This is a genomic window from Rhizobium sp. RHZ01, from assembly GCF_014851595.1.
GTDB classification, from domain to species: domain Bacteria; phylum Pseudomonadota; class Alphaproteobacteria; order Rhizobiales; family Rhizobiaceae; genus Rhizobium; species Rhizobium altiplani.
The window spans coordinates 269,229-292,132 of sequence record NZ_JACUZZ010000004.1 but is presented as its reverse complement, the minus strand read 5'-3'; the positions used below and the strand labels follow the sequence as shown (position 1 = coordinate 292,132).

Annotated in this window: 23 protein-coding genes and 1 riboswitch; of the genes, 14 read left to right on the top strand and 9 right to left on the bottom strand. The window is 60.0% G+C overall.

Annotated elements, in window-relative coordinates:
* The first annotated feature begins 390 nt into the window (after positions 1-390).
* The 8 genes from IB248_RS07525 to fghA all read left to right on the top strand — a co-directional run bounded on the left by IB248_RS07525 (position 391) and on the right by fghA (position 8,883).
* On the top strand, positions 391-1,269 hold the full coding sequence (locus IB248_RS07525) for a DMT family transporter (protein WP_049809231.1): 879 nt from the start codon (positions 391-393) through the stop codon (positions 1,267-1,269).
* 99 nt (positions 1,270-1,368) lie between these two features.
* On the top strand, positions 1,369-2,076 hold the full coding sequence (locus tag IB248_RS07520; protein ID WP_018854935.1) for a hypothetical protein: 708 nt from the start codon (positions 1,369-1,371) through the stop codon (positions 2,074-2,076).
* An 85-nt stretch (positions 2,077-2,161) separates the two neighbouring features.
* Positions 2,162-4,171, top strand: a complete 2,010-nt coding sequence (locus IB248_RS07515) for an acetyl/propionyl/methylcrotonyl-CoA carboxylase subunit alpha (protein WP_192240623.1) — start codon at positions 2,162-2,164, stop codon at positions 4,169-4,171.
* 98 nt (positions 4,172-4,269) lie between these two features.
* A complete protein-coding gene (locus tag IB248_RS07510; RefSeq protein ID WP_029792325.1) occupies positions 4,270-5,538 on the top strand; it encodes a hypothetical protein in 1,269 nt (422 codons plus the stop codon).
* A gap of 132 nt (positions 5,539-5,670) precedes the next feature.
* Positions 5,671-6,798: an S-(hydroxymethyl)glutathione dehydrogenase/class III alcohol dehydrogenase gene (locus tag IB248_RS07505; RefSeq protein ID WP_018854932.1), complete on the top strand. Its 1,128-nt coding sequence runs from the start codon at positions 5,671-5,673 to the stop codon at positions 6,796-6,798.
* Between the two features lie 104 nt (positions 6,799-6,902).
* Positions 6,903-7,481, top strand: coding sequence for an S-(hydroxymethyl)glutathione synthase (gene gfa / locus IB248_RS07500; protein WP_029792327.1), 579 nt, complete (start codon positions 6,903-6,905; stop codon positions 7,479-7,481).
* A 104-nt stretch (positions 7,482-7,585) separates the two neighbouring features.
* On the top strand, positions 7,586-8,053 hold the full coding sequence (locus tag IB248_RS07495) for a YaiI/YqxD family protein (RefSeq protein WP_029792328.1): 468 nt from the start codon (positions 7,586-7,588) through the stop codon (positions 8,051-8,053).
* Positions 8,050-8,883, top strand: a complete 834-nt coding sequence (gene fghA, locus IB248_RS07490) for an S-formylglutathione hydrolase (protein WP_018854929.1) — start codon at positions 8,050-8,052, stop codon at positions 8,881-8,883. The genes IB248_RS07495 and fghA overlap by 4 nt, the downstream gene beginning before the upstream one ends.
* A 66-nt stretch (positions 8,884-8,949) precedes the next feature.
* Here fghA and IB248_RS07485 read toward each other — a convergent pair whose 3' ends face one another.
* From IB248_RS07485 to crcB, 7 genes are all read right to left on the bottom strand, one after another.
* Entirely contained in the window at positions 8,950-9,336 is a 387-nt protein-coding gene (locus tag IB248_RS07485; RefSeq protein WP_018854928.1) for a DoxX family protein, read from the bottom strand.
* Between the two features lie 126 nt (positions 9,337-9,462).
* A complete protein-coding gene (locus IB248_RS07480) occupies positions 9,463-10,995 on the bottom strand; it encodes an acyl-CoA carboxylase subunit beta (RefSeq protein ID WP_018854927.1) in 1,533 nt (510 codons plus the stop codon).
* 32 nt (positions 10,996-11,027) lie between these two features.
* Positions 11,028-11,483 (bottom strand): hypothetical protein, encoded by a 456-nt coding sequence (locus tag IB248_RS07475; protein ID WP_029792331.1) that lies wholly within the window; start codon positions 11,481-11,483, stop codon positions 11,028-11,030.
* Positions 11,484-11,553: 70 nt separating this feature from the next.
* Positions 11,554-12,339: an ATP12 family chaperone protein gene (locus tag IB248_RS07470; protein ID WP_029792333.1), complete on the bottom strand. Its 786-nt coding sequence runs from the start codon at positions 12,337-12,339 to the stop codon at positions 11,554-11,556.
* A gap of 8 nt (positions 12,340-12,347) precedes the next feature.
* Positions 12,348-13,001 (bottom strand): HAD-IA family hydrolase, encoded by a 654-nt coding sequence (locus IB248_RS07465; RefSeq protein WP_018854924.1) that lies wholly within the window; start codon positions 12,999-13,001, stop codon positions 12,348-12,350.
* On the bottom strand, positions 12,998-13,993 hold the full coding sequence (locus IB248_RS07460) for an RluA family pseudouridine synthase (protein WP_018854923.1): 996 nt from the start codon (positions 13,991-13,993) through the stop codon (positions 12,998-13,000). Before IB248_RS07460 ends, IB248_RS07465 begins: the two co-directional genes overlap by 4 nt.
* A gap of 89 nt (positions 13,994-14,082) precedes the next feature.
* Positions 14,083-14,460 (bottom strand): fluoride efflux transporter CrcB, encoded by a 378-nt coding sequence (gene crcB, locus IB248_RS07455; protein ID WP_018854922.1) that lies wholly within the window; start codon positions 14,458-14,460, stop codon positions 14,083-14,085.
* Between the two features lie 118 nt (positions 14,461-14,578).
* Between crcB and IB248_RS07450 the strand changes: the two genes are divergently transcribed.
* The 6 genes from IB248_RS07450 to IB248_RS07425 all read left to right on the top strand — a co-directional run bounded on the left by IB248_RS07450 (position 14,579) and on the right by IB248_RS07425 (position 21,112).
* Positions 14,579-14,848: a hypothetical protein gene (locus IB248_RS07450; RefSeq protein ID WP_018854921.1), complete on the top strand. Its 270-nt coding sequence runs from the start codon at positions 14,579-14,581 to the stop codon at positions 14,846-14,848.
* Between the two features lie 113 nt (positions 14,849-14,961).
* A riboswitch (glycine riboswitch) is annotated at positions 14,962-15,053 on the top strand.
* Between the two features lie 153 nt (positions 15,054-15,206).
* Positions 15,207-16,343 (top strand): glycine cleavage system aminomethyltransferase GcvT, encoded by a 1,137-nt coding sequence (gene gcvT, locus IB248_RS07445; protein ID WP_026371482.1) that lies wholly within the window; start codon positions 15,207-15,209, stop codon positions 16,341-16,343.
* Between the two features lie 23 nt (positions 16,344-16,366).
* Positions 16,367-16,729, top strand: coding sequence for a glycine cleavage system protein GcvH (gene gcvH, locus IB248_RS07440; RefSeq protein WP_018854919.1), 363 nt, complete (start codon positions 16,367-16,369; stop codon positions 16,727-16,729).
* Positions 16,729-19,593 (top strand): aminomethyl-transferring glycine dehydrogenase, encoded by a 2,865-nt coding sequence (gene gcvP / locus IB248_RS07435; RefSeq protein WP_018854918.1) that lies wholly within the window; start codon positions 16,729-16,731, stop codon positions 19,591-19,593. The genes gcvH and gcvP overlap by 1 nt, the downstream gene beginning before the upstream one ends.
* A gap of 70 nt (positions 19,594-19,663) precedes the next feature.
* Complete coding sequence (locus IB248_RS07430) at positions 19,664-19,936, top strand: DUF982 domain-containing protein (RefSeq protein ID WP_018854917.1); 273 nt, start codon at positions 19,664-19,666, stop codon at positions 19,934-19,936.
* Between the two features lie 162 nt (positions 19,937-20,098).
* A complete protein-coding gene (locus IB248_RS07425; RefSeq protein ID WP_246779220.1) occupies positions 20,099-21,112 on the top strand; it encodes a glycosyl transferase family 90 in 1,014 nt (337 codons plus the stop codon).
* A 5-nt stretch (positions 21,113-21,117) separates the two neighbouring features.
* On the opposite strand, the gene IB248_RS07420 is transcribed toward IB248_RS07425, so the two are convergent.
* The gene (locus IB248_RS07420) at positions 21,118-22,077 is read right to left on the bottom strand and encodes a UDP-glucuronic acid decarboxylase family protein (protein ID WP_192240622.1); all 960 of its coding nucleotides are present in this window, start codon (positions 22,075-22,077) and stop codon (positions 21,118-21,120) included.
* Positions 22,078-22,151: 74 nt separating this feature from the next.
* Positions 22,152-22,769, bottom strand: a complete 618-nt coding sequence (locus IB248_RS07415; protein ID WP_192240621.1) for a LysE family transporter — start codon at positions 22,767-22,769, stop codon at positions 22,152-22,154.
* Positions 22,770-22,904 lie beyond the last annotated feature (135 nt).

Sequence of the window (22,904 nt, the reverse complement as noted above, 5' to 3'; positions counted from 1 at the left end):
GATCCACATAACTGAAGAGTTCGCCTGTCCTCACATCGCCGCCGCGCATCCATCAGCTCCAAATCGCAATAAAGCGAGTGAATCACGACAGGAGCCTTGCGCCAATGCCTTTTTCAACAGCCTGCTAGAGGCGCACATGTCACGCGGCGGCTCAGCGCGACAGTCGAACATAGGCCGACGATGCGAGCGCGGCTACTACACCAAGGTTTACCCTCACGGCGATGCCACGGCGCATCGTTTGCGTCTTGCTGAGTGCTCATTGGGTCGCAGAGCGCCTTCCGTCCCTTCACCCGCACCATGACTTTCTATATAGCCGCTTGGACCGAATATAGAATCTCACTGATGCGCAATCCTCCCGAATACCAGAATCCCCTCCAGGGAATGGCCCTGATGGCAGGCGCGATGCTCGTGCTGCCGACGATGGATGCGATCGCCAAATACATGGCGACCGTCGAGGCGATGTCGCCCGGCCAGGTGACATTCTACCGCTTCTTCTTCCAGCTCGTGTGCACGCTGCCGTTCCTTTTCGCGGTATTCGGCCGCAAGGCGCTTCACGCCAAGCGCCCGTGGATGAATCTGTTGCGCGGTGCCCTCCATGGGGCGGCGAGTCTGCTCTTCTTCGTTGCCGTGAAATATATGCCGCTCGCGGACGTATTCGCGATCTATTTTGTCGAGCCCCTCATGCTCACGGCGCTGTCGGCGATCTTCCTCGGAGACAAGGTTGGCTGGCGTCGGTGGATGGCGATTGTCGTCGGGTTCGGTGGCGCAATGATCGTCATTCAGCCGAGCTATGAGATCTTCGGCCTGAAGGCGCTCTTACCCGTTTTCTGCGCCTTCCTGTACTCGCTTTATCTCTTCATGAACCGGGCGATCGGCATTGCTGACTCCCCGCTGACCATGCAGACGATGGCTGGTATCGGCGGCACCGCGTTCATGGCTGTCGCGTTGATCGCGGGCAATGGACTTGGCGTCGGCGATTTCCATCCCTCCCTGCCCTCCTCGGCATTGGGACTGGTTCTGCTGCTGATCCTCGGGACGATTTCGGGCTATGCCCATATGGTCATCGTCCGAGCCTTCCGGCTCGCACCGCTGTCGCTGCTCGCACCATTCCAGTATTTCGAGATCATTTCAGCAACAGTACTCGGCTACGCGCTATTCGGCGATTTTCCCAACGTTTCGAAGTGGATCGGCATCCTGATCATCGTCGCGTCCGGTCTCTTCATCATCTGGCGGGAGCGTGTGCAGGCGCGATCGTTAAAAACGTCGTGACTATTTGAGCGCGCCATTAACACTGCTTCTTGAGGGATCATCAATTCGCTCGCAGTAGAAGGGCCCTTCGGCCTCATGATGAGGTCCTGGAGACAAAAGATGAGCGAATTCCGTCTCGCTTTTCCGGCATGTGTGATTGCCGGGAAGCATCAGCTGACCACCGAAGACATCGGTCTGCTGCGCAAACATACCTTCCCGGAAGGCATCCGGACCGCCGACAACGTTGTCGCCATGTTGGCGCTGAACAATTCCTGCCCCGCAAAATGCCCGGAGTGGAACTCCTTCTTTGTGGAGCAACTCGCTGGCTTCATCGTCAACTATAGCTACCCTCAGGGGTCTCTCGATGAGATCAATGTGGCCTGGCTCATACGCATGGTCGCGACCGACGGCGTGGTCAATTCGGAGCTCGAGCTCGAACTGGTTCTGCACGTGATGGAGATCGCGGTAAACGTGCCGGATGAGTTGCGCGCCTTTGCACTCGATCAGTTACGTCTTGCGCTGGCGGAAAACGTCGGCGGATACCGGCTATCGCGCGCAGTGGATCGAAAGGGCATCACGCGACAGGATATCGATTACATGATGCGGGTTCTCCGCGGCATAAGCGATGCCGGCGTTATCAGTGCGCCGCCCCTCACTTGGGGCGTTATGATGCGGATCGCGGAGGAAACGCTGCCGGCGGGAAATCACCCGCGTTGGGCCGACATTCTCTCGGCGCTCCAACTCGTGGATTATGCCGAAGCCCCACGCCGCAGCCGATGGCTGAGGATCGTCGATGACAGTTTCGGCAACGAAACCGCCGTGGCCTGAGACACGCCGATATTCTTTCGGCTGATTGTGCGTTCCGGGGTTTTATGCGTAAAACTTCGGAACGCATGTTTTGGGTGGAGTCTCCATGTTCAAGAAAATCCTGATCGCGAACCGCGGCGAGATCGCTTGCCGCGTCATCAAGACTGCGCGCCGCATGGGAATTGCGACGGTGGCCGTCTACTCGGATGCGGATCGGGATGCACTCCACGTGGAGATGGCTGATGAGGCCGTTCATATCGGTCCCGCTGCGGCGGCCGAAAGCTACCTCGTGGCGAACAAGATTATCGCTGCCTGCAAACAGACGGGCGCCGAAGCGGTTCATCCCGGCTATGGCTTCCTCTCCGAGCGAGCGTCGTTTTGTGAAGCTCTGGAGAAGGAAGGCATTGTCTTCATCGGTCCGAAGCCGAAAGCCATCATGGCGATGGGCGACAAGATCGAGTCGAAGAAGTTCGCCAACGCCGCCAAGGTCTCCACCGTCCCCGGCTATCTCGGCGTCATAGAGGATGCGTCTCACGCGGAAAAGATCGCAGCCGAGATCGGTTACCCCGTCATGATCAAGGCCTCTGCCGGCGGCGGCGGCAAGGGCATGCGCATTGCCTGGAGCGAAGCGGAAGTCCGCGACGGCTTCGACCGAGCGCGTTCCGAGGCGAAGAGTTCCTTCGGCGACGATCGCGTATTCATCGAAAAATATGTTGTCGAGCCCCGCCACATCGAGATCCAGGTGCTCGCGGACGGGCACGGCAACGTCGTCTATCTCGGCGAACGCGAATGCTCCATCCAGCGCCGCAACCAGAAAGTCGTCGAAGAGGCTCCCTCGCCCTTCCTTGATGCGGAAACTCGCGCGGCCATGGGCGAGCAGTCGGTCGCGCTCGCCCGCGCCGTGGACTACCAAAGCGCCGGCACGGTGGAATTCATCGTCGATCGTGACCGTAATTTCTATTTTCTGGAAATGAACACGCGCCTGCAGGTCGAGCATCCGGTTACCGAACTGGTGACGGGTATCGACCTGGTCGAAGAGATGATCCGCGTTGCAGCCGGTGAAAAGCTCCCCTTTACACAGAGCGACATAAAGCTGAACGGCTGGGCGATCGAGAGCCGGTTATATGCCGAGGATCCCTACCGAAACTTTCTTCCATCGATCGGGCGCCTAACGCGATATCGGCCACCCGCCGAAGGCAAGTCCGGTAACACCATCGTGCGCAACGACACGGGCGTTTTCGAAGGTGCCGAGATTTCGATGTACTACGATCCGATGATCGCGAAGCTCTGCACCTGGGCCCCGACACGTCTTGAAGCGATCGAGGCGATGGGCGAGGCACTCGACGGTTTCGTCGTCGACGGAATTGAACACAACGTCCCCTTCCTGGCCGCGCTGATGAAGCACCCCCGCTGGCGCGAAGGGCGTCTGTCGACCGGTTTCATCGCGGAGGAATACCCTGATGGATTTGCGCCGATGGTACCGGACGCACATCAGCAAGCCACCCTCGCGGCCGTCGCTCTTTCTGCGTCTCTCGTTGAAGCCAACCGTCGGGAGCGCTTCGCCGATCGCTTGCGCGGCCCCTCCGGCGCGACCCGTGAGGACTGGACCGTCAGGCTGGGTGACAGTTACGTCGATGCACGTCTGGTCGATGGGCTCGTGACGATCCCGTTCGACATGGACATCCAGATTGGCGGCAAGATTTCCAATGTCGTCACCGACTGGAGACCTGGCGATTCCGTTTGGCGCGGCAAGGTCGCGGGCCAAAGCGTGATTGCGCAGATCCGCCCGGTTCTCAATGGCCTCCGGCTGGACTGGCAGGGAATATCGCTGAAAGCCAAGGTATTGACGCCCCGACATGCCGCACTCGATAAGCTGATGCCAGTGAAGCTTCCGCCGGATACGTCGAAGCTGCTGCTCTGCCCGATGCCTGGTCTCGTCGTTTCGATTGCCGTGGTCGAGGGCCAGGAAGTCAAAGCGGGCGAAACGCTTGCCGTGGTCGAAGCCATGAAAATGGAAAACGTGCTGCGCGCCGAGCGCGATTTGGTCGTCAGCAAGATCAACGCCAAGCCCGGAGAGAGCCTTGCCGTTGATGCCGTCATTCTCGAGTTTGCCTGACGGACGCTAACGCCTCTTGCTGCCTCGCTGGTTAGGTTTTGTTAACGGCTGGCCGCCTATCGTGGCCCCACCGGCGGGATGCCCGGTGGAGGTAGCAAATGACGGCGCTGCAATCGGCGACCCTCTTGCTGGTCATAAATCTCGGTTTTCTCTGGCTTCTGATGCGAATCCCGCTGGGACGCAGAACCATTTGCCTCAGCCGGACCTACGGATGCTCCCCCGATAGACTCTGGAACGCGATGAACCCCGCCGGTCCGGACGCATCCTGGCACCACTCGGTCATCAGCAGTCACGCCCTTGCCGATCGGCGCGGCGTGGTGGAACAGACCTACTGGCATCTCGACAAGAACGGCGCGCCGTCCCGACGGCTACTTGCATTGGAACCGTTGCCATGGATGGCGAGCAATGCCCACGGCTTCCAGGCTCACATCATCGATGACAGCACGCTGGATCCCACATTCTGGGACCACTACCGGGAGCGCCGTATGATTCGACCGACACCCGATGGTGCGCTGCTGGAAATCGAACAGACCGACCGCTACCGTGGCTTGGCGTTCCTCTTGTTCCGCTATTTCGTCCTGCGCCGGGAAATGAAGGCGCTCGATGGATGGTTGAAAACAGGCGAGTCGCTGCCACAGGGCTACTTTGAGCGACCTCTGGTCCAAGGCGGTCTTGCGGTGTTGTCGACACTGCTGCTCTGGCCCTTCCTTGGGTTCGATGCAGGTGGCCTGATGCTCTCGACATTCCTGACCCTTGTCATTGTCTTCCATGAACTCGGGCATATGGCGGCCTACCGCATGTTCGGTCACGCGTCCGTCAGGATGATCTTCGTGCCATTGCTGGGTGGCATCGCGGTCGGCGGGAGGCCCTACCGGTCGCTATTCGAGGTGGCGACCTGCGCCCTTATGGGTGCAGGAATGTCGGCTTTCCTTGTCCCGATCCTCGCGGTCGCCACGCAGCTCGCCGATGCCGGTCTGCTGCCCTTGGCGTCACGTGGACCTCTGCTCATCTTCCTGTTGATCCTCGGCGCTTTCAACCTGCTGAACCTGCTGCCGATGCACCGTTTCGACGGCGGCCAGGTGCTCCGGCAAATTTTCCGCACGCGAAGGTCGCAGATTGCGGCCAGTTTTGTTGTCACCCTGTGCATTCTCGGCATCGGATTCGAGATCGGTTTGCCGGCGAACGTGCTAACCGCGGGCCTGCTCGTTTTCACGCTTGTTAGCCTCGTCAGCGGCGCTTCCGTGAAGCCGCGCCAGATGCTCGAAGAGATGAAGGACGGCGAGCGCATGCTGGTTGCCTTCGGCCTCTACGCGGCCATCGCGGTGCATGGCTATGCCATTATTTTCGCAACTGAAAAGCTCTTTTGACGCAGGCCGTATAGGGATTGGCGCAATCAGCCTATTCGAGGCGGAAACTCACGCCCACGGACAGTTTTCCCTTGAGCGGGCCGCGTCGTGCGTGCAAAGCTCCGCCCAATCAAATCAGTAGGAGCATCTGACATGGACGTTCGCGCCGCCGTTGCCGTACAGGCTGGAAAACCGCTTGAAGTGATGACCGTTCAGTTGGAGGGACCGCGAGCCGGCGAAGTGCTGGTCGAGGTGAAAGCGACCGGCATCTGCCACACGGATGATTTCACCCTCTCGGGCGCCGATCCGGAAGGTCTGTTTCCGGCGATCCTCGGCCATGAGGGCGCCGGCATCGTCGTCGATGTCGGTCCAGGTGTGACCTCGGTGAAGAAGGGTGACCATGTCATTCCGCTCTACACGCCGGAATGCCGCGAATGCCCGTCCTGCCTGTCGCGCAAGACCAATCTGTGCACCGCCATCCGCTCGACACAGGGCCAGGGGCTGATGCCGGATGGCACTTCGCGCTTCTCGATCGGCAAGGACAAGATCCACCACTATATGGGCTGCTCAACCTTCGCCAACTACACGGTGCTGCCGGAGATCGCCGTCGCCAAAGTCAATCCCGACGCACCCTTCGACAAGATCTGCTATATCGGCTGCGGCGTAACCACGGGCATCGGCGCCGTCATCAACACCGCCAAGGTGGAGATGGGCGCGACCGCGATCGTCTTCGGTCTCGGCGGCATCGGCCTTAACGTCATCCAGGGCCTGCGCCTCGCCGGCGCCGACATGATCATCGGCGTTGATCTCAACAACGACAAGAAGGCCTGGGGCGAGCGCTTCGGCATGACGCATTTCGTCAACCCGAAGGAGGTCGGCGACGACATCGTGCCTTACCTCGTCAACATGACGAAGCGCGGCGCCGACCAGATCGGTGGCGCAGACTATACCTTCGACTGCACCGGCAACACCAAGGTCATGCGTCAGGCGCTGGAATCCTCGCATCGCGGCTGGGGCAAGTCCGTGGTCATCGGTGTTGCGGGTGCCGGCCAGGAGATCTCTACCCGGCCGTTCCAGCTGGTTACCGGTCGCTCCTGGATGGGCACGGCCTTTGGCGGCGCACGTGGCCGCACCGATGTGCCGAAGATCGTCGATTGGTACATGCAGGGCAAGATCGAGATCGATCCGATGATCACCCACACCATGCCGCTCGAAGACATCAACAAGGGCTTCGAACTCATGCATTCCGGCGAAAGCATCCGAAGCGTGGTACTGTATTGAGGCGAGGACGACGGAATGCGGTGCGACTTTAAAATGGCCTGCGGCTTTTTCGCAAATTGATCCTGATTTGGGAGCCGTGGGCAGCTAAGGAGGAGGAGCTGAACATGCCAAGTCAAGTATCGCTGCACCCCGCCCTCGACGGCGGTGTGAAAAAGGGCCAGGCAAATTTCAACGGCGGCACGCTGGTCTGCGCCTGCGTCGACCGTCCTGTGAAGGTCGCTATCAAGGGTACTATCGCGCACAATCACGCCTGCGGCTGCACGAAATGCTGGAAGCCGAAGGGAGCGGCTTTTTCAGTGGTCGCCGTGACCCCGCATGAAAACGTCACGGTGCTGGAAAATGGCGACAAGCTGCAGGTCGTCGATCCGGATGCGCTGATCCAGCGCCATGCCTGCAAGGCCTGCGGCGTTCATATGTACGGACCGGTGGAGCGCGAACATGCCTTCAAAGGGCTCGATTTCATTCATCCGGAACGCTTTCAGGAGAGTGGCTGGCCGGAGCCGACATTCGCGGCCTTCGTGTCGTCGATCATCGAATCCGGCACGCCGCCTTCGGCGATGGCAGGTGTCCGCGGTCGCCTGAACGAGCTAGGCCTCACGCCCTATGATTGCCTGAACCCAACGCTGATGGATGTCATCGCAACCTGGTTGGCGAAAAAGGCAGGCACACTGAAGGAAGCCTGACGTCTTGAACGAATGGCAGCCGTCGGATTATGAGACCCCGAACGAACCGCCGCTACGCGCCCGTCGGGGCCTCCTAGCGTTTCCATCAAAGCAGATTGAAATTCATGATTTATGTCGATGCAGACGCCTGCCCGGTGAAGCCGGAAATCCTCAAGGTCGCCGAGCGCCACGGCATGGAAGTGACCTTCGTGGCGAACTCCGGTCTGCGTCCTTCCCGCGATCCGATGGTGCACAATGTCATCGTCTCGGCCTCGTTCGATGCCGCCGACAACTGGATTGCCGAGCATGCCAGTGTCGGTGACGTGGTCGTCACTGCCGATGTCCCGCTCGCGGTCCGTTGCGTGGCAACTGGCGCGCTCGTCAGCGGTCCGACGGGTCGGGTCTTCGACGATACCAATATCGGCATGGCGAGCGCTATGCGCGATCTCGGCGCTCACCTGAGAGAGACCGGCGAAAGCAAGGGTTACAATGCGGCCTTCGGCCCGAAGGATCGCTCCCGCTTCCTCGAAACTTTCGATCGCCTGTGCCGCCGGGCCAAGGCTCTTACCCCAAAAACGGACGATAAAGAATGAACATAATTTCACAGACGACTGCCTTTGGCGGCATGCAGGGTGTTTTCACGCACGAATCCGACGCCTGCAAGTGCGACATGACTTTTGCAGTTTTCGTCCCACCAAAGGCCATCAAGGAGCCCTGCCCGGTTGTCTGGTATCTCTCAGGCCTAACCTGCACGCATGCAAACGTTATGGAAAAGGGCGAATATCGGCGCATGGCTGCAGAGCTCGGCCTGATCGTCGTCTGCCCGGACACGAGCCCGCGCGGCAATGACGTCCCGGATGAGCTTACCAATTGGCAGATGGGCCAAGGCGCCGGTTTCTATCTCGATGCGACGGAAAGGCCTTGGTCGGAAAACTATCAGACGTACACCTACATCACCGAAGAACTTCCGGCCTATGTTAGCCAACACTTCCGCATGGACATGAGCCGCCAGGGCATCTTCGGTCACTCGATGGGCGGTCACGGTGCCATGACCATCGCGCTCCGGAACCCAGATCGGTTCAAGAGCTGCTCGGCTTTTGCGCCCATCGTGGAGCCTTCGACCGCGGATTGGTCGGCCCCAGCGTTTGAGAAATATCTGGGCTCCGACCGTGCCACCTGGCGGAAATATGATGCCTGCGCCTTGGTAAGCGACGGCGCACGTTTTCCCGAGTTCCTGATTGACCAAGGCAAGGCCGATGGCTTCCTGGAGAGCGGGCTGCGTCCATGGCTGTTCGAAGAGGCTGTGAAGGATACTGACATCAAGCTTACGCTGCGCCTGCACGAGCGCTACGATCACTCCTACTACTTCATTTCGACCTTCATGGACGATCATCTGAAGTGGCACGCGGAGCGTCTTGCCTGAGGCGGCAAAAAACGGGTAGCGAGCCGCAGCCGCGGCCGGTAAAGCCGGCCACGGCATTTTATTGCATCAGGCGGAGGCCTTGCGCCCCTCGACCGACAGAGCACCGGGGCCAGCGAAGAAGATGAACAGGAAGATGAAGCTGAACAGAATTGCCGCCTCGCCACCGTTCAGAGCCGGCCAGAACGCTTTCGATCCGTGCGCCATGAAGTAGGCAACAGCCATCTGGCCCGAAAGGATGAAGGCGACCGGCCGCGTAAACAGCCCGATCAGCACCAGCAGGCCACCGACCACTTCGAGCAGAGCGGCGACCAGCAGCAAGGGCGGCAGCGGGCCGTCCATCTGCGCGGCCGGGAACGCGAAAAGCTTCATCGTTCCATGCTCGATAAACAGCAGCGCAGTGATGATGCGCAGAGCGGCAAGCGCGTAGGACTGGTAGGCGCTCAGTCGTTCCATGTAGACTCTCCTTTTGAATAAAGACAGCGGAGGGTTAGCTGCTTCGCCAGGAGGAAAGAAGACACGGATCGTTGACGGGCGATCACTTCCTGTTGATTTTCCTTGGCTTTCCCCACTTTATTCTCCTTAAAGCGGAATATTGTCGTGCTTCTTCCAAGGATTGCTCAGGTCTTTATTGCGAAGCATCTTTAGGCCCCGCGCCAGCCGTCGGCGTGTGGAATGCGGCATGATGACCTCGTCCACGTAACCGCGCTCGGCAGCGACGAACGGAGAAAGGAACCGATCTTCGTACATCTTCGTATGCGCGCTGATCTTTTCGGGATCGGCGATATCCTTGCGGAAGATGATTTCGACGGCCCCCTTCGCGCCCATCACGGCGATCTGAGCCGTCGGCCAAGCATAGTTCAAGTCCCCCCTCAAATGCTTCGATGCCATGACGTCATAGGCCCCGCCGAACGCCTTGCGCGTGATGACGGTGAGCTTCGGCACCGTCGCCTCCGCATAGGCGAACAGCAGTTTCGCACCATGCTTGATCAGCCCGCCATATTCCTGGGCGGTTCCAGGCAGGAAGCCGGGCACGTCCACAAAGGTTACGATCGGAATGTTGAAGCAGTCGCAGAAGCGGACGAACCGCGCTGCTTTTCGCGACGCATCGCTGTCGAGCACGCCGGCGAGCACCATCGGCTGGTTTGCCACGAAACCGACGGTCGAGCCTTCGATCCGACCGAAGCCGCAGACGATATTTTTGGCGAAGCTCGCCTGGATCTCGAAGAAATCACCCTCATCCACCGTCTTTAGGATCAATTCCTTGATGTCGTAGGGCTTGTTCGCGTTCGCTGGCACCAGTGTGTCGAGCGATGCATCGGCATCTGTCACCGACTGGTAACATTCGATTTCGGGCACCGGTGATGTGTTCGACTGCGGTAGCAGGTCGATGAGTCGCCGAACCTGCAGCAACGCCTCGACGTCATTGTCGTAGGCGCCGTCGGCAATCGAGGATTTGGTCGTATGCACCGAGGCGCCACCGAGCTCTTCCGCGGTGACGGTCTCATTCGTCACCGTCTTCACCACGTCGGGGCCGGTCACGAACATGTAGGAGGTATCACGGACCATGAAGATGAAATCGGTCATGGCGGGCGAGTAAACGTCACCGCCGGCACATGGACCCATGATGACCGAGATTTGCGGAATGACGCCGGAGGCGAGCACATTGCGTTGGAAGACCTCCGCATACCCGCCCAGCGCCGCCACGCCTTCCTGGATACGCGCGCCGCCGGCATCATAGATGCCGATGATCGGCGCTCTGTTCTTGAGCGCCATATCCTGAACCTTCATGATCTTCTCGGCATGCGCTTCCGAGAGCGAACCGCCGAACACCGTGAAGTCCTTCGCGAAGACGAATACCGTTCGCCCGTTCACCGTTCCCCAACCGGTGACCACGCCGTCACCGGCGATCCGCGTCTTGTCCATGCCAAAATCGTTGGATCGATGCTCGACAAACATGTCGAACTCCTCAAAGGAGTCCTCGTCCAGGAAAAGATCGATCCGCTCACGTGCCGTCAGCTTGCCGCGCTGATGCTGCGCGTCGATACGCCCCTTGCCTCCACCGAGCCGTGCAATGCCGCGCCGGCGTTCGAGTTCTTCAAGAATTTCCTTCATGGATACTCCTCGCCGCGGATCACGCGGCTGGTTCAAGCGCGTCCGGCGCTCAGTGAGAAAGCGGAACGAATGCGAGCGGCGATATCCTCGGCGAGGATCTCGTCGGCTGCCGCTGGACTACTGGAGAAGCTTGTCACTTCAAACGCACTGACGGCGATGACCGAACCATCGTCGACGGAGGCGGCATCGACGCTGACCTTTGCGACATTCCGGCTCTTGTCGAAGCCCTGGCCCTTTTCGACAAAAAGGATCCGGATTGTCAGCACAACGCGCGGATAGACGTCTGTTCGCACCGTAGCGTTTATCGCGGCATTTACTCGATCGCCGACACCGGCAAGGATTGCTGGCGGGATCTTCTGCGCGCTGACAACGACAGCGCTTCGCACGTCATAGACCGGGGCGGGTTGCTCCTTTGCGAAAATCGAGCACGAGGCAAGCGCGATGCAAACCAGCGCCACCGGTAAAAAGCACGACTTGACCCAGCTCATTAAGAAAATCCGCATCCGCCCCCAATAGACTCGCAGATTTTCGCGATAACCCGGCTCAACGCAATATGTTTCAGCCCTTCAAGGCCAAAAAAACGTCCGCAGCGGCATTGAAGTCCTCAAAGCGCTTCGCGCGCCGCTCTTCGGCTTCTTCGTCACTGCCCCAATGCTCGATCGTCCAATCCTCATCGAGATGCGCGAGCGACCAAACCTTGTCCGCCGGCAGAGTGCCATCGGCGAAGGCAAGCGCCAGCAGCGCGGAGCCGGTCAGTGTCGTGATGGTGTGCAAGGCCGCCAGGGTCGTCGCATCGTCGTGCCGCCTCAATGCTGCGGAATACGCAGAAATTGCTTCCGGCGGCTGGTCATGGTGCATGACGCCTTCGATCAGGATGAAGCGCGCACCGAGCGAGTTGCCGGCCCAATCGAGCACCGGGTCCCAAAGATCTCTCTGGCGCTCGACGAGGGCTTGCGGCGCTTCGGCACGATAGCAAAGCAGATCGCTCGAGGAGAAGCGCACGATATCGTCGAAGACGGCTTGCGTGTCGGCTGCAACTCCGTCGATGGCGGTGTTGACGAGCCGAGTCACAGGCATGGTCGAGGGGTCGATCACCTCAACCTGCGCCTCCCATTCGTGTACCAAAAGCTCCGCAAGTGGCTTCGTCGCGACAACAAGCAGTTTGCGCGCTGGCGTACGAATGGCCTTGCCGTCCAGCTCGATGGAATGGCCTTCGTCGACTTCCGCGATCGTGACAGCCTTGTAGAAGCGCTTCGGCAACGGCTTCTTCATCTGGATCTGGGCACGGCGAATAGGGTCCGGATGGCTCAATCCTTCCGCCAGGTCGTTCAACAGATCACGCATGCTTCACCTCAGGAAAAATGCTTCAAAACGTCACTCGGGTGACGAACAATGCCGTCGGCCCCTGCAGACACCAGATCGTCCACGCTCGCATAGCCCCACGACACGCCAACCGCTTTCGCGCCCGCGGCCTTCGCCATCTGCATATCGTAGATGGCATCGCCGATAACAATCGCATCGGCGGGATTCATGCCGATCTCGCTGCAGCACTCCATTACCATAGCTGGATGGGGCTTCGATGGGCAGTCGTCAGCCGTGCGCGAAACGATAAAATGGGGTGCGAAACCGTGTGTTTCGAGAATGTGGACAAGACCGCGACGCGACTTGCCCGTTACCGCTCCGATCAGGATGTCATCGTTCTGCGCCAATTCATCGATCAACGGCCTGATGCCATTGAACAGCGGCACGTCCATTCCAGGTTCGTCACGAACACCGGCATAGATCGTCTTGTAGTGTGCCGTCATCGCGATCGCTTCGTCGTCCACGTGCGGCTTTCCCTGCATCCGCGCAATGGCGATATCCAGCGTCAGTCCGATGATCGACTTCGTCAACGAGACATCCGGCCTATCGTATCCGAAGTGCACGAAGGTCCGCGCCATCACCTCATGGATCAGTGCTGCGCTGTCGACCAGCGTGCCGTCACAATCGAAGAGCGCCAGTCTCATTCGTCATCGGCTCCGTCGGCAGAGTTCTCATCAAATCCCAGCAGGTTCCAGGTCTGGACCATATGCGGAGGCAGCGGCGCGGTGATGCGAAGGCGCCCTCCGGACGGATGCGGGATGTCGATGTGGCGTGCGTGCAGGTGCAGTCGCTTTTGAACGCCGCCGGGAAAATCCCAGTTCGGATCATCGTCGAAATATTTGGGATCCCCAATGATCGGGTGACCGATATGGAGCGCATGGACGCGAAGCTGATGCGTACGGCCGGTATAGGGCTCCATTTCAAGCCAGGCGAGCCTCTGCGCCGCCGTCTCGACCACGCGGTAGTAGGAAACGGCGTGGTCGGCGCCCTCCTCACCATGCTTGGCAATCCGCATGCGGTCGCCATCCGGCGTTGCTTCCTTCACAAGCCAAGTCGAGATCTTGTCCTCGCGCTTGCGCGGTACCCCCTTCACGAGCGACCAGTAGGTCTTCTTCGTGTCGCGTTCCCGAAAGGCGGCTGTCAGCTTTTGGGCGGCGCCGCGGGTGCGTGCGATGACCAGGACACCCGATGTGTCCCTGTCCAAGCGATGCACCAGGCGCGGCTTCTCGCCTTTCGGACTGGTCCAGGCTTCGAGCATCTTGTCGATATGGCGTGTCACGCCTGAGCCGCCCTGCACCGCAAGGCCCGCGGGCTTGTTAAGGACGATGACCTTGTCGTCTTCGTGCAGCACCATCCGCGACAACAGTTCGAAATCGCCGGAGTGCTTGAGATCGCGGCCAGCGATCGGTCCGGTTTTCGCCTTGGCATCGACATCAAGCGGTGGCACGCGCACCATCTGTCCGGGCTGCACACGCGTGTCGCTTTTAACCCGCCCACCGTCGACGCGAACCTGTCCGGAGCGAAGCAGCTTCTGGAGCGGGCCGAAACCGAGGCCCGGGAAGTGCACCTTGAACCAGCGGTCGAGCCGCATGCCCGCCTCATCCGGCTCCACCTTTTTGTGTTCAATACCCGCCATACGTCATCTTTCGGAAAATGGTTTCCGCGCACGGCGCGGCCTTTGCGGCTGGCTTTAGAGCATTTTTGCCGAAAACGGAAACCGTAATCTCACAAGATCGCGCGCATGAGTGCCAGTCCGCCGATCACCGCGGCCAAGGAGAGGCCGACGCTGGCAGCGATATAGACCGCGCTGGCGACAGTTGCGCCACGCTCGCAGAGCGAAATTGCATCGAGCGAGAACGAGGAGAAGGTTGTAAGACCGCCGAGGAAGCCGGTGATCAGTAGCAGGCGCAATTCCGGCGAGGCATCGAAGCGCCGGACGATCATCTCCGCGAATACGCCGATGATGAAGCAGCCAACAACGTTGACGGTCAGTGTCCCCCACGGAAATGCCGGCCCTGCAATCCTGAGTGCCAACTGGCCGACATAGTATCTAAGCACGGAACCGATCGCACCGCCGACGGCGACAAGGAAGGCCTGAATCATGGATCTACTCTGTTTTGACGCGCGGGACATTCCAATCATCTGCGGGGAAGATCAAGATGCATAAAATGCTAGCGGTTGATTTAGCCAGTTAAGAACCCCCGCGCCTTATCGTGTCACCATGACAGTCTTGGTTGGCAGCATATCCGCAAGCACCGCCGCCGCAGCGTTTGAAACGCTTCGGATTCCACAGCGTGTGTCCGCAAGTACCTCTGCCAAAGAGTCTCGCCGCGCCGCCGATCGTCAAACCAAGGCAGCCAGCGGCCAGGACGTCGAAGAGCCCGCCAATATCATTCAATCGACGGAAGTCGCGCTAGATCTCATGACGATGGGGCAAAGGCAGCCGCAGGCCGGGTTGAAACAGGCCCTGGAATTCTACAGCGAGAGCTGAGCGTTGCCGGATTTTCTCACCCGCAGCGACCTATCATTAGAAGCGCGCGACAAAAATTTGTTCGGCGGCGACATTCCCCCTTGCCAACTACAGCCCTGGCCAGATAATTGCCCTCGACCTTGTTGGGAGAAGCTGGTCGTCTACGACCGGTGCCGAAGGAGCAACCGCCCCGGAAACTCTCAGGCCAAAGGACCAGCAAGGGCAGACGGAACTCTGGAGAGAAGCGTTCTCGAAACGCTCGCCGAAGGGATAACAATCTCAGGCACAGGGACAGAGGGGGCTCGAAGTACAAGGCGCAACTGCGTCTGAAGATTTGAGCCCGCGCATGGAATTCCAGGCGCAAACCCCGGAGGCGTCGTTGGACGATACTGCTGCCCTCAAGAAAACCCCGCTGCATCAGCTGCATCTGTCACTTGGCGCCCGTATGGTGCCGTTTGCAGGCTATGACATGCCGGTGCAATATCCGGCCGGTGTGATGAAGGAGCACATCCAGACCCGCACGTCCGCCGGTGTTTTCGACGTGTCCCATATGGGCCAGGTCGTCATCAAGGCAAAGTCCGGAAAGTATGAGGACGCCGCGCTGGCGCTGGAAAGCCTCGTTCCGGTCGATATCCTCGGCCTCGCGGAAGGTCGCCAACGCTACGGTTTCTTCACCGATGAGAACGGCGGAATTCTCGACGACCTTATGATCACCCATCTCGACGATCACTTGTTCGTCGTCGTCAATGCGGCCTGCAAGGATGACGACCTTGCCCATCTCCAGAAGCATATCGGCGATAGCTGCGACATCACGCTCCTTGATCGCGCGCTCATCGCCCTCCAGGGACCGCGCTCCGTCGAGGTGCTCGCGGAACTGTGGGCAGATGTCGCCGCGATGAAATTCATGGACGTGCGCCACTGCCGGCTGCACGACGTTTCCTGTCTGGTCTCCCGCTCCGGCTACAGCGGCGAGGACGGCTTCGAAATCTCCATTCCCAAAGACAAGGCGGAGGATGTCGCCAAGCGGTTGCTTGAACATCCGGACGTCGCGCCGATCGGGCTTGGCGCTCGTGACAGCCTGCGCCTTGAGGCCGGCCTCTGCCTGTATGGCAACGACATCGACACGACCACCACGCCCGTGGAAGCCGCGCTTGAATGGGGAATGCAGAAGGCCCGCAAGTCCGGCGGCACTCGCGCCGGCGGTTTCCCCGGCGCTGATCGCATTCTGCGCGAGTTGGAAAGCGGCGCGACCCGCCGGCGTGTCGGCCTGAAGCCCGAGGGCAAGGCCCCGGTTCGCGGCCACGCCAAGCTCTTTGCGGATTCCGAAGGCAAGACGGAAATCGGCGAAGTGACCTCGGGTGGCTTCGGCCCCTCGGTCGAGGGTCCCGTTGCGATGGGTTATGTGCAGCTTCCCCACGCAGCCGTTGGAACGCAAGTTTACGCCGAAGTGCGCGGCAAATACCTGCCTGTCACGGTCAGCGCCCTTCCCTTCATCACACCGACCTACAAACGCTGAAACATTTTCCGGAGATTACAATCATGCTGAAATTTACCGAAGAACACGAGTGGCTGAAAATCGAAGGCGCTGTCGCAACGGTCGGTATTACCAATTATGCCGTCGATCAGCTTGGCGACCTCGTTTTCGTCGAACTGCCTGAAGTTGGCGCCACCTTCTCCAAGAACGACAACGCGGCCACCGTCGAGTCCGTCAAGGCTGCTTCCGACGTCTATTGTCCGCTCGATGGTGAGATCACCGAAGTCAATCCTGCGATCGTCGCCGATCCGTCGCTGGTCAATTCCGATCCCCAGGGCGCCGGCTGGTTCTTCAAGCTGAAGCTGGCAAACGCCACCGATGCCGATGGCCTGCTCGATGAAGCGGCCTACAAGGAGCTCACCGCGTAATGACGACGCCGACCGAATTCCAGTTTACAGACTACCAGCCGTATGACTTCGCCAACCGTCGCCATATTGGCCCCTCGCCGGCTGAAATGGCTGACATGCTTGGTGTCATCGGCTACAGCAGCCTCGACGGGCTGATCGACGCCACCGTGCCGCCCTCCATCCGTCAGAAGGCGCCGCTTGTCTGGGGCGCGCCGATGACGGAACGCGAGGCGCTCGACAAGCTGCGCGAGACGGCCAACAAGAACAAGGTGCTCGTCTCGCTGATTGGCCAAGGCTATTACGGCACGATCACGCCGCCGGTTATCCAGCGCACCATCCTGGAAAACCCCGCCTGGTACACGGCCTATACGCCCTACCAGCCGGAAATCAGTCAGGGCCGCCTCGAGGCGCTGCTCAATTACCAGACCATGATCTGCGACCTCACCGGTCTCGATGTCGCCAACGCATCGCTGCTCGATGAAGCGACTGCTGCTGCCGAGGGCATGGCAATGGCGGAGCGCGTCTCCAAGTCGAAGGTGAAGGCCTTCTTCGTCGATGCCGCCTGCCATCCGCAGACGATCGAGCTGATCAAGACCCGCGCCGAACCGCTCGGCTGGAGCGTCATCGTCGGCAATCCGTTCACCGATCTGGACCCGGTCGACGTCTTCGGCGCCATCTTTCAGTATCCGAGCACGCATGGCCATGTTCATGATTTCACCGGCCTGATTTCGCGCCTGCATCAGACCGGTGCCATCGCGATCGTCGCAGCCGACATCCTCGCTCTGACGCTTCTGAAGTCGCCCGGGGAAATGGGCGCCGACATCGCCATCGGCAATTCTCAGCGCTTCGGCGTTCCTGTTGGATATGGCGGCCCGCATGCGGCCTACATGTCGGTCAAGGACGCACACAAGCGCTCCATGCCCGGCCGTCTCGTCGGTGTTTCCGTCGATGCTCGCGGTAACCGCGCCTATCGCCTGTCGCTGCAGACCCGCGAACAGCATATTCGTCGCGAAAAGGCGACGTCGAACATCTGCACAGCGCAGGTGCTGCTTGCCGTCATGGCCTCGATGTACGCCGTCTTCCATGGCCCGAAGGGCATCAAGGCGATCGCACAGCAGGTTCATCAGAAGGCCGTGCTGATGGCCAAGGGCCTGGAAAAGCTCGGCTACACCATCGAGCCCGAAACTTTCTTCGACACCATTACTGTCGATGTCGGCCATATGCAGGGCCTCATCATGCGGGCAGCCGTCGCCGAAGGTGTGAACCTGCGCAAGGTCGGCGCGACGAAGATCGGCATGAGCCTTGACGAGCGTACGCGCCCGGCAACGCTGGAAGCCGTCTGGCGCGCCTTCGGCGGCAATTTTGCTGTCGGCGACTTCGAGCCGAGCTATCGCCTGCCGAAGGGCCTCGCCCGCACCAGCGAGTACCTGACGCATCCGATCTTCCACATGAACCGCGCCGAAAGCGAGATGACCCGTTACATCCGCCGGCTGTCGGACCGCGATCTGGCGCTCGATCGCGCGATGATCCCGCTCGGCTCATGCACGATGAAGCTGAACGCTACAGCGGAAATGCTGCCGATCACCTGGCCTGAGTTCTCGGATATTCATCCGTATGTTCCAGCCGATCAGGCGCTCGGTTATCGCGAGATGATCGACGATCTGACGGAAAAGCTCTGCGCCGTAACCGGCTATGATGCCTTCTCCATGCAGCCGAACTCCGGCGCGCAGGGCGAATATGCTGGCCTGCTGACGATCCGCAACTACCATATCGCCAACGGCAACGGCCATCGCGACGTTTGCCTCATCCCGACGTCGGCGCACGGAACCAATCCTGCCTCGGCACAGATGGTCGGCATGAAGGTCGTGGTCGTCAAGGTTCGTGAGAACGGCGACATCGACATGGATGATTTCCGCGCCAAGGCGGAGCAGTATTCGGTGAACCTCTCCTGCTGCATGATCACCTACCCGTCGACACACGGCGTCTTCGAAGAAACCGTCAAGGAAATCTGCGACCTCGTGCACAAGCATGGTGGCCAGGTTTATCTCGACGGTGCCAACATGAACGCCATGGTCGGCTTGTCCCGTCCTGGTGACATCGGTTCCGACGTCAGCCACCTCAACTTGCACAAGACGTTCTGTATCCCGCATGGCGGCGGCGGCCCGGGCATGGGTCCGATCGGCGTCAAGGCGCATCTGGCACCCTACCTTCCGGGTCATCCGGAAACCGACGGTCGTAAGGGCGCGGTATCGGCTGCGGCTTTCGGCTCGGCATCGATCCTGCCGATCTCCTGGAGCTACTGCCTGATGATGGGCGGCGAAGGCCTGACGCAGGCGACGAAGGTGGCGATCCTCAACGCCAACTACATCGCCGCACGGCTGAAGGGCGCCTACGACGTGCTCTACAAGTCCGAGGCCGGGCGCGTGGCGCATGAGTGCATCATTGACACGCGCCCGCTGGTCGATAGCGCCGGCGTGACGGTCGACGACGTCGCAAAGCGCCTGATCGACTGCGGCTTCCACGCCCCGACCATGAGCTGGCCGGTCGCCGGCACGCTCATGATCGAGCCGACGGAGTCGGAAACCAAAGCCGAACTCGACCGCTTTTGCGAGGCGATGCTGGCGATCCGCCAGGAGGCCCGCGACATCGAGGAAGGTCGCTCGGACAAGGTCAATAACCCGCTGAAGAACGCCCCGCACACAGTCGAGGATCTCGTCGGCGAATGGGATCGTCCTTATTCGCGCGAACAGGCCTGCTTCCCACCCGGCGCCTTCCGCGTCGACAAGTACTGGTCACCGGTCAACCGCGTCGACAACGTCTTCGGCGACCGCAACCTGATTTGTACCTGCCCGCCGGTTGAGAGCTACGCGGAAGCTGCTGAGTAACATCCGAACGGCCTTCCCTTTTCAGGGAGGGCCGTTCCGCACTTACACTGGAAATGAAGGTCCGCGCGGAATGCCAAAAGACGACAGCGATTCTCTGACGCAGGCTCCCTGGCCAAAGCCGGTCCTGCTTGCCCTTGAAGAGCCGGGCAACTACGTGACGATCGCAACGACGCAGGCGGCCTCCTGGACGATGATCGAGGATTGGCCGACCGAAGACGGTCCGGCGCTCGACCGCGCCTTGTTGATCTGCGCCGACGTCGTCAAGGGCAAGCGCACGAACGAGGATGCACGACGTGCCTTCATAGAAGCTGCCATCGAAGCGGGCATCGACATCAAGAGCTGACAAGCGGTCCAACCTCCCTTGGACCAAGCCTTCGTTCGGTACCGGCTTGCGCGCTGCATGCGCACACACGCGATCTGTTCTTTGGCCCCAATCCACCATATTGATTGCCGCGTGATCGCGTCAGCGATCGTTTGACGATTGTCGCGTAAGCTCAGGAATATGATGACGTATTCTTCCACCCTCAACCCGCTTCGCCTCTACAGCACGCGACGGGTTGCACCCTATTTCAGGCGCGAGTTCAAACGGGTCGGCGCCAAGCCGCCAAAGGTACGCATTGGTTACACCGATGCCGGGAATCCGCCTCGAGATGTTCGGATCGAGCGGCATGGGCAACACTTCATCCTCGTAATCGAGAGCGCCGCGACACGGTGGTTTTCCGGATACATGCGGTACAAGGTCTGCAGCTATGCCTATTGGCTGAGCCTGTGCCCGCCAGAGGTGAGGTACATCACCGTGAACGCCTCGGATGGAGAGGCGGTCTCCAACGCACGATTTGCGGCGTCCGTGCGGTTGCCTCAGCATGTGGGGCTGCCAGATCCGCACTTCTTCCAGAACGACGGCTTTGCCGCCGAGTTGGAGCGCGGCCAGACAGCGCCGCGCTGGGAGGAGCGCTCGAACGACATCGTCTGGCGCGGCGGCATGAACGGCTGCGGCTGGGCGAGCTTTTCGCCGGAAGACATCAACAATCCCGCCGTCCTTCAGAGGATCCGGATGGTCTTGCAACTCAGGGACATGGCGGGACTGGACGTCAAGTTCGTCGATCTCCATCCGACTGCGGACGACTACGGCACGCTGGCGGACCGGCAAAAGCTTCTGGGGCAGCCGATTGCGGCCCAAAGTTGGCTTGGGCGCAAGTTCGCGATTGATATCGATGGCTATACCAACACCTGGTCGAACCTCCTGGTGCGCATGCTCTACGGATGCTGCGTGCTGAAGGTCGAGTCACAATTCGGCTTTCGCCAGTGGTATTATGACGAACTCAAGCCGTTCGAACACTATGTACCGGTCGCTGCCGACATGTCGGACTTTCGCGAGAAGATCGATTGGGTGCGCAGCCACCAAATCGAAGCCAAGGCCATTGCGGAACGTGGTCAGGCGCTGGCACGTAAGCTTACTTTCGCAACCCAGGCGCGGCGCGCTGCCAACCTCATCGAAGAACACTGGGATCGGGACTAACTGGCTTAAACGGCTGCCAGCACCGGTGCCTCACGAACGGTCTTGAAGTAGGCAATGGTGCGCGTCAGGCCGTCGCGGAGCGGAACGCTCGGCGTCCAGTCCAAAAGCCGCCTCGCCTTTTCGATATCCGGCAACCTCTGACGCGGATCATCTACGGGTAGAGGGCGATGGACGATGCGTGAATTGGAGTTGGTCAATTCGAGGATGAGGTCCGCCAACTGTCGGATCGTAAACTCTTCCGGATTGCCAAGATTGATCGGACCCGTAACATCCGGACGACTGCTCATCATGGCCATCAGACCCGCGACCAGGTCGTCCACGTAGCAAAACGACCGCGTCTGTGTTCCGTCGCCATAGACGGTGATGTCGTCGCCCGATAGCGCCTGCTTGATGAAATTTGCGACAACCCTTCCATCGGCGGGATGCATGTGCGGCCCGTAGGTGTTGAAGATGCGCACGACCTTGATCGGTAGTTCGAACTGGCGGCGATAGTCGAAAAACAATGTCTCGGCGCTCCGCTTCCCCTCGTCGTAGCAAGCACGCGGGCCAATCGGATTGACGTTGGCCCAGTAGTTTTCCGATTGCGGATGGACATGAGGATCGCCATAAACCTCCGATGTCGATGCCTGCAATACCGGAATATTCCTGTCTCGAGCCAGCTCGAGCATGTTGAGCGCGCCGACGACACTCGTCTTCAACGTGGCGATCGGGTCGGCCTGATAATGGACCGGTGAGGCTGGGCATGCGAGGTTATAGATCTCGTCAACCTCGAGGTTCACGGCCTCGTTCACGTCCTGAGTAAGCAAGCTGAAGGCGGGGTTATTGAGCAATTCCGCGACATTGTGCATGGAGCCCGTCGAGAAATTATCCATGCAGACAACCCGATGCCCTCCGTCGAGCAGCCTTCTGCAAAGATGTGTGCCGACGAAGCCGGCGCCGCCGGTAACAAGAATGCGTTTATTCATAGTGGCTTGCGCTTGTTTGTGACGTCGCAGGCCTATCGCGGATTCTGCCTGCCTTCAAGGGAGCCGGCCTGAAACTAGAGGAGCGAGTAGGCTGCTGAGGCGAGCGCTGCGAGGCCGAAGAGTATCAGCAGATAGCTTGTTCCGCGCACGACCTTTGCTGTGAAATTCATTGGCAATTTGCCCCTGGCGACACTGACCGTACCGCTCAGAAGAAACCACCAAGCAAGCGATCCGCTGAAGACGCCGCCCACGATCACGGCCGAGCTGAAACGCCGCGTTTCCTCCGTCAACCCGAAACCGGCGAACAGCGCGCCAAAGGAGAGAATGGTGGCCGGGTTGGAGATTGTCAGAAAAAACGTTGCAGCTGTTGTGCCCAGGAGGCCCGCCGCCCTGACATTTGCAGCCCTGACCGGATCGTGCGTCAGCCCTCGATAGCCCAGCACCAGGAGCAATAAGCCTCCGCCAATCGCCAGAGGCAGCGTTGCTACCGACATGGCCTGCTCGAAGACCGCGATTCCGGTTACTGCGACCAGGGCATAACTGGCATCACCGAGCGCCGTTCCGAGGCCACAGGAGAAGCCAGCAGTAAAGCCGCGCTCCAATGTACGATTGATACACAGCATTCCAATCGGCCCCAGCGGGGCCGTGATGATGACGCCCAGCAGGGCGCCCTTCGCAAACAGCAATAGCATTGGTCAGTCGCTTCCCCTCCACAGGAGACAATCCCGCGGACTTTCGAAAGAGAGCCCTTAAGGCGCTATTGCGAAGAGGTAAAATCAAAAAGGCCGCCGAACCGGCGGCCTCATCGAGAATTCGAATGATTGTGA